Source organism: Cellulomonas sp. EB106-03-03-XG116, assembly GCF_058792015.1.
On record NZ_JBYTEP010000019.1, the window covers coordinates 58517 to 65115 of the forward strand.

A 6599-nucleotide genomic window follows, 5' to 3' on the forward strand; every position below is an offset into this window, starting at 1 on the left:
GGCCCGAGCAGGAGAGGCACTGATGGCTGACTACACCCTTCCGGACCTGCCCTACGACTACGCGGCGCTCGAGCCGCACATCTCCGGCCGCATCATGGAGCTGCACCACGACAAGCACCACGCGACGTACGTGGCCGGCGCCAACACGACGCTGGAGAAGCTGGCGGGAGCCCGGGAGTCCGGCGACTTCGCCGCCGTGGCCGGCCTGGAGAAGACCCTGGCCTTCAACCTCGGCGGCCACGTGAACCACTCGGTGTTCTGGGAGAACCTCTCCCCCGACGGCGGCGACAAGCCGGTCGGCGAGCTCGCCGCGGCGATCGACGAGTTCTTCGGCTCGTTCGACAAGTTCCAGGCGCACTTCACGGCCAACGCCACGACCATCATGGGCTCCGGCTGGTCGATCCTCGCCTGGGACTCCCTGGGCGAGAAGCTCGTGATCGTGCAGCTGTACGACCAGCAGGGCAACATCCCGCTGGGCATCGTGCCGATCGTCGTGCTCGACATGTGGGAGCACGCGTTCTACCTCGACTACGTCAACGTCAAGGCGGACTACGTCAAGGCGTGGTGGAACATCGTCAACTGGGCGGACGCCGGCGAGCGGTTCGCCCGCGCGCGCTCCCAGACCTCGGGCCTGATCGTCCCGTCGCTCTGAGCGCCCTCTGACGGCTGCGCGAGGCCGGTCCGCCCTCCGGGGCGGGCCGGCCTCTCTCGTGCCCGCAGCGGGCACCGGCGACGTCCTGGCGGACGCCGAAAGGGCCGGGCACCCCGTGGGGTGCCCGGCCCGTCGTGCCGTGCGGTGCGTCAGTGCGCGTGCTGACCGCGGGAGAACTCGAAGATCCACCCGACCAGGCCGATGATGCCGAGCGCACCACCGATGTACAGCAGCCACCAGCCGATCGCCATGCCGAGGAACACCAGCGCGCCGGCGAAGGCGATCGTGATGGGCCACCAGCTCCACGGGCTGAACACGCCCTGGTCGCCGGCGCCCTCCGCGATGAGCGCCTCCGGGTCGTCCTCCGGGCGGGCGTCGATCCGGCGGGAGAGCAGCAGCAGGTAGCCGCCGATCATGCCCACCAGGCCGCCGACCAGCGGGATGCCGACGGTGCCCACGGGCTCGCCGCCGCTCCACCACGCGTAGATCAGGCCGATCGGGATGAAGAACAGGATCCCGCCCAGGAACAGGTAGGGCTCCACCTTCATGGCGTGCCGCGGCCGCTCGCCGCCGGACACCGACGGCCTCGCGCCGCCGAACTCGTCGAGCCTGCTCACCTGTCCCGGCCCTCCTCGTCGTCGGTGCTCCGCGGACGGTCGTCCACGATGGTCGCGCTGGACTGCTCCTCCTGGCCGCCGCCGTGGTCGGCGCGGTCGCGGGCGACGCTCTGCTCGCCCGTGCGCTCGGCCTCCCAGTCGAAGAACCCGGGCTCGGGCTCGACGTGGTCCATGGCCGCCACCTCGGGGTGGTGCAGGTCGAACGCGGGGCGCTCGGACCGGATGCGCGGCAGCGACGTGAAGTTGTGCCGCGGCGGCGGGCAGGACGTGGCCCACTCGAGCGACTGGCCGTAGCCCCACGGGTCGTCGACGGTGACCTTCGGCGCGCGGCGCCAGGTGATGTAGACGTTCCACAGGAACGGCAGCGTCGAGATCGCGAGGATCATCGAGCCGATCGTCGAGAGCTGGTTCATCCAGGTGAACCCGTCCTCGGGCGAGTAGTCCGCGTACCGGCGGGGCATGCCGACCACGCCCAGCCAGTGCTGGATGAGGAACGTCATGTGGAAGCCGATGAACAGCAGCCAGAAGTGCACCTTGCCCAGGCGCTCGTTCAGCATGCGGCCGGTGAACTTGGGCCACCAGTAGTACATGCCGCCGAACATCATGAACACGACGGTGCCGAACACCACGTAGTGGAAGTGCGCGACGACGAAGTACGTGTCCGAGACCTGGAAGTCGAGGGCCGGGCTGGACAGGATGATGCCGGTCAGGCCACCGAACAGGAAGGTCGTCAGGAAGCCGATCGTCCAGAGCATCGGCGTCTCGAACGTGAGCTTGCCGCGCCACATCGTGCCGATCCAGTTGAAGAACTTCACGCCTGTCGGCACCGCGATGAGCATCGTCATCAGCGCGAAGAACGGCAGCAGGACCGCGCCGGTCACGTACATGTGGTGCGCCCACACGGTGACGGACAGGGCCGCGATCGCGATCGTCGCGTAGACGAGGCCCTTGTAGCCGAACACCGGCTTGCGGCTGAACACCGGGAGGATCTCGGTCGCGATGCCGAAGAACGGCAGGGCGATGATGTAGACCTCGGGGTGCCCGAAGAACCAGAACAGGTGCTGCCAGAGGATGGCGCCGCCGTTCTCGGGGTTGAAGACCTGCGCGCCGAGGCGGCGGTCGGCACCCAGCGCGAACAGCGCGGCGGCCAGCGGCGGGAACGCCATCAGCACCAGCAGGCTCGTGACGAGCGTGTTCCAGGTGAAGATCGGCATCCGGAACATGGTCATGCCCGGGGCGCGCATGGTGACGATCGTGGTGATGAAGTTGACCGCACCGAGGATCGTGCCGAAGCCGGTCAGCGCGAGGCCGAACACCCACAGGTCGCCGCCGGCGCCCGGCGAGTACACGGAGTTCGACAGCGGCGCGTACGCGAACCAGCCGAACGACGCCGCGCCCTGCGGGGTGAGGAAGCCGCCCGCGGCGATCAGGCCGCCGAACAGGTACAGCCAGTACGAGAACGCGTTGAGCCGCGGGAACGCGACGTCGGGGGCGCCGATCTGCAGCGGCATGATGATGTTCGCGAAGGCCGCGAACAGCGGCGTCGCGAACAGCAGCAGCATGATCGTGCCGTGCATCGTGAAGAGCTGGTTGTACTGCTCCTTGCTCTGCACGATCTGGATGCCGGGCTCGAACAGCTCGGCGCGGATCAGCAGCGCCATGATGCCGCCGACCGCGAACCACACGAACGCGGTGATCAGGTACATGTAGCCGATCGTCTTGTGGTCGGTCGACGTGACCCACTTGACGATCGTGCGGCCCAGGGTCTGGCGGCGGGGGGCGAGCCCCGGCACGGCCTCGACGGTGGCGGCCATCAGTTCTCCTCGGGAGTGTCGGAGGAGTCGGAGCGGACGTCCTGCAGGCGGCTGTAGTCGAGCCCGAGCTGGCCGTCCTGGCCGGCGTCCCGCAGCTCGTCGATGTGCGCGTCGTACTCCTCGCGCGACACGACCTTCACGTTGAACAGCATCGACGAGTGCTCCTCGCCGCAGAGCTCGGCGCACTTGCCGACGTACTCGCCCTCGACCTGCGGGACGACCTGGAACGTGTTGGTGCGCCCCGGGATCATGTCCTGCTTGTAGAGGAAGGCGGGCACCCAGAACGAGTGGATGACGTCGCGGGAGTCGAGCACGAACTCGACCCGCTCGCCCACCGGCAGGTACAGCGTCGGCTGGTCCGCGAGGACGCCGGTCGCGCCGACCTCCTGGGCGTGCTGGCCCGTGTCGTACACGTCGTCGTCGACGTAGTTGAAGTCCCAGCTCCACTGCTTGCCGATCACCTGGACGGTGACGTCCGGCTCGGCGCTGGTGTCCTGGATCTCCGTCATGTCGCGCGCCGTGTAGTAGAACAGCACGCCGACCATGATGATCGGCAGGACCACGTACATGATCTCGAGCGGCACGTGGTACCGCAGCTGCACGGGGAGCTGGTCGTCGTCCTTGCGCTTCCGGTACACCGTGACGCACCAGAGGATCAGGCCCCAGACCAGGATGCCGACCAGCAGGGCGGCCACCCAGGAGCCGACCCAGAGGTTCGTGATCCGTCCGGTCTGGTTCGTGATCTCGTTGTCGGAGTCGCCGGGCAGCCAGCCTCGCTGGGCCTCGGGCGAGCATCCGGCGAGCGCCAGGGCGACGGTCGTCGCGGCGCCCGCGACGGCCAGTCGGGTCCGCCAGGGGCGGCGGGGGGTCTGCGAGCGCACCGGGGGCCTTCCACGTCGGTCCCCGTCGCGCACGACACCGCACCGTGCGTCGCCCGACAGGGAAGTCACCTAGGACCTATGTCCTCGATCCCGTGCAGCGTAGCGCGCTGGTCGGCTTGTCGTTGCCTCGGAACCGCCCGCGGACGCCAGTTTGTGACGCAGTGTCATCTGGATCACGTCCCTGACCGGCCCGTGCGTCGCCTGCGGGTCCGCGGCCCCGACCGGGCGTGCCGCGGCGGCCGGTAGCGTGCCCGGGTGACCGACTCCCCCGCCGCCGCCCGCCGCGTCGTCCTGGACGCCGGCGGCCGCGCGCCCGTGCTGCCTGCCGCGCGCGAGGCGTTCCTCGCCGCGCTCGACGAGGGCTGGTCGGACCCGCGCCGGCTGCACACCGAGGGGCGGCGCGCCCGCGCGCTGCTCGACGGCGCCCGGGAGGCGGTCGCGGCGCTCGTGGGGGCGCGGACCGAGGAGGTCGTCCTCGCGCCCTCGCACACCGCGGCGCTGCACGGCGCGGTGCTGACGGTCGCGCGGGGTCGCCGGCGGGTCGGGCCGACGGTGGTCGCGTCGGCGGTCGAGCGCCGGGCGGTGCTCGACGCGGCGGAGGCCGCCGGCGCGCTCGTCACGGCACCCGTCGACCGCCACGGCCGCCTCGACCCGGGCGCGTTCGGCGACGCCGTGGCGCGCCCGGGCGTGGCGCTGGCGGCGGTGCAGCACGCGAACGGCGAGGTCGGCGCGCTCCAGCCCGTCCCCGCGGCGCACGCCGCCGCGCGGGCCGCGGGGGTCCCGTTGCTGGTCGACGCCGGCTCCTCGTTCGGGCACGTCCCCGTCGGGCCGGAGTGGGACCTGCTGACGCTCGACCCCGGCGACGTCGGCGCCCTGCCCGGGGTGGCCGTGCTCGCGGCCCGCGCCGGGGTGCGCCGCTCCCCGGTGCCGCCCGCCGGCGCCGGCGACGAGGACCGCTGGTTCCCCGGCGGCGTGTCCGTCCCCGCGGCCCTGGCGGCCGCCGTCGCGCTGCAGGCCGCGGCGGCCGGGGTCGCCGCCGGGCCCGACCCGCGGCACGCGCTGGTCGAGCGGGTCCGGGCCCGGGTGGCCGCGGAGGTGCCGGAGGTCGACGTCGCCGGGCCGGCGGACGGGCGGCTGCCGCACGTGCTGACGTTCTCCTGCCTGTACGTCGACGGCGAGGCCGTCGTCACGGCGCTCGACCGGGCCGGGTTCGCCGTGGCGTCCGGGTCGGCGTGCACCTCGGCCACGGAGGAGCCCAGCCACGTGCTCGCCGCGATGGGCGCGCTGACGCAGGGGAACGTGCGGCTGTCGCTGCCCGTCGGCACCGCCGCCGCGGACGTCGACCGGTTCTGCGCCGTGCTGCCGGGCGTCGTGTCGGCCATCCGCCGCGACGCGGGCCTCACCGACCTCTGACCACGGCCGGCCGGTGCCGGGGTCGGGGCCGGGCGAGCCGGCCCGCACCGGGGCGGATGGATCCACTCGTACCGGCACGCCGGGGCGCGCCCGTGCGAGGGGATCCACTCGACGAGGGACGGCCCCGGGACGCACGAGGGCCCGGACGCACGAGGGCCCCGGACCGTGCGGTCCGGGGCCCTCGGGGCGTCAGGCGGTGCGGGTCAGCTGAACGAGCCGCCGCACGCGCAGGACGAGCCCGCGTTCGGGTTGTCGATCGTGAAGCCCTGCTTCTCGATCGTGTCCGCGAAGTCGATGGTCGCGCCCTCGAGGTAGGGCACGCTCATCCGGTCCACGACGACCTCGACGCCGTCGAAGTCGCGCAGCGCGTCGCCGTCGAGCACGCGCTCGTCGAAGTAGAGCTGGTAGATCAGGCCCGAGCACCCGCCCGGCTGGACCGCGATGCGCAGGCGCAGGTCGTCGCGCCCCTCCTGCTCGAGCAGGCTGCGGACCTTCTCGGCCGCGACGTCGGTGAGGTCGACGCCGTGCGTCGCGGTCTCGGTGGTCTCGCTCATTGCTGTCTCCTGACGGTGTCTCGGATCGGTCGCGGCCGCGCGCGGGGCGCGTGCCGCGGGACGGTCACGTCGAGCACAACCGCACTCCCGCGTGATCTGTTCCCCAATGTACGCCCGCGGGCGCGTCGGGCCGCGGGACGCGCACAGGACCTGCACGCCGCGCGGTGCCGCTGCCCGGCGTCCGGCGGGTCAGCGCGACCAGGTGCGCGCGATGCGCGGGAGCCGGGCCCGCAGCGCGGCCGACGGGTCCCGGCGCCACGCGTCCTCGTCCCCCGGGTGCTCGACGACGCCGAACCCCGCCGCGAGGCCGGCGGCGCCCCAGTCGCGGCGGCCGGTGCGCAGGTGCGCCGCCACCGCGACCGCGGGCACCCCGAGCGGCAGCGCGGCGCGCGCGGCGACCCCGACGACGCCGTGCTCCAGCGCCGTGGCGTCGAGGACGGACGTGCCGGTCAGCACCAGGTCCACCTCGGCGGCCCGGCCCGGCAGGTCGACGGCGTCGGCGACCCAGGACGCCCCGTCCACGAGCCGGGCACCGAGCAGCCCGAGCGCGAACGCCGCACCGCCGCCCGCGCCCGACCCCGGGGCGAGCGCGGCGCGCGACCCCGGCGCCCGCGCACCGGCACCGGGCCTGTCTCTTCTACACCTCTGACGCTGCCGACGAAGGCCGT

7 protein-coding genes are annotated in these 6599 nt (G+C 72.8%); 2 read left to right on the top strand and 5 right to left on the bottom strand.

Annotated elements, in window-relative coordinates; translation table 11 throughout:
• The first annotated feature begins 22 nt into the window (after positions 1-22).
• Complete coding sequence (locus AC3WUG_RS09525) at positions 23-652, top strand: superoxide dismutase (protein ID WP_492327424.1); 630 nt, start codon at positions 23-25, stop codon at positions 650-652.
• A 149-nt stretch (positions 653-801) separates the two neighbouring features.
• Here the strand turns inward: AC3WUG_RS09525 and AC3WUG_RS09530 are convergent, their stop codons facing one another.
• The 3 genes from AC3WUG_RS09530 to ctaC form a co-directional block, all read right to left on the bottom strand.
• Positions 802-1200, bottom strand: coding sequence for a cytochrome c oxidase subunit 4 (locus tag AC3WUG_RS09530; protein ID WP_217613991.1), 399 nt, complete (start codon positions 1198-1200; stop codon positions 802-804).
• 65 nt (positions 1201-1265) lie between these two features.
• Positions 1266-3083 (bottom strand): aa3-type cytochrome oxidase subunit I, encoded by a 1818-nt coding sequence (ctaD, locus tag AC3WUG_RS09535; RefSeq protein ID WP_492327425.1) that lies wholly within the window; start codon positions 3081-3083, stop codon positions 1266-1268.
• A complete protein-coding gene (ctaC, locus tag AC3WUG_RS09540; RefSeq protein WP_492327426.1) occupies positions 3083-3964 on the bottom strand; it encodes an aa3-type cytochrome oxidase subunit II in 882 nt (293 codons plus the stop codon). Before ctaC ends, ctaD begins: the two co-directional genes overlap by 1 nt.
• Before the next feature lie 255 nt (positions 3965-4219).
• Between ctaC and AC3WUG_RS09545 the strand changes: the two genes are divergently transcribed.
• A complete protein-coding gene (locus AC3WUG_RS09545; protein WP_492327427.1) occupies positions 4220-5377 on the top strand; it encodes a cysteine desulfurase family protein in 1158 nt (385 codons plus the stop codon).
• 203 nt (positions 5378-5580) lie between these two features.
• On the opposite strand, the gene erpA is transcribed toward AC3WUG_RS09545, so the two are convergent.
• Positions 5581-5931: an iron-sulfur cluster insertion protein ErpA gene (gene erpA, locus AC3WUG_RS09550; protein WP_147796443.1), complete on the bottom strand. Its 351-nt coding sequence runs from the start codon at positions 5929-5931 to the stop codon at positions 5581-5583.
• Positions 5932-6120: 189 nt separating this feature from the next.
• A partial coding sequence (locus AC3WUG_RS09555; protein ID WP_492327428.1) for a glycerate kinase occupies positions 6121-6599 on the bottom strand: 479 nt, incomplete at its 5' end.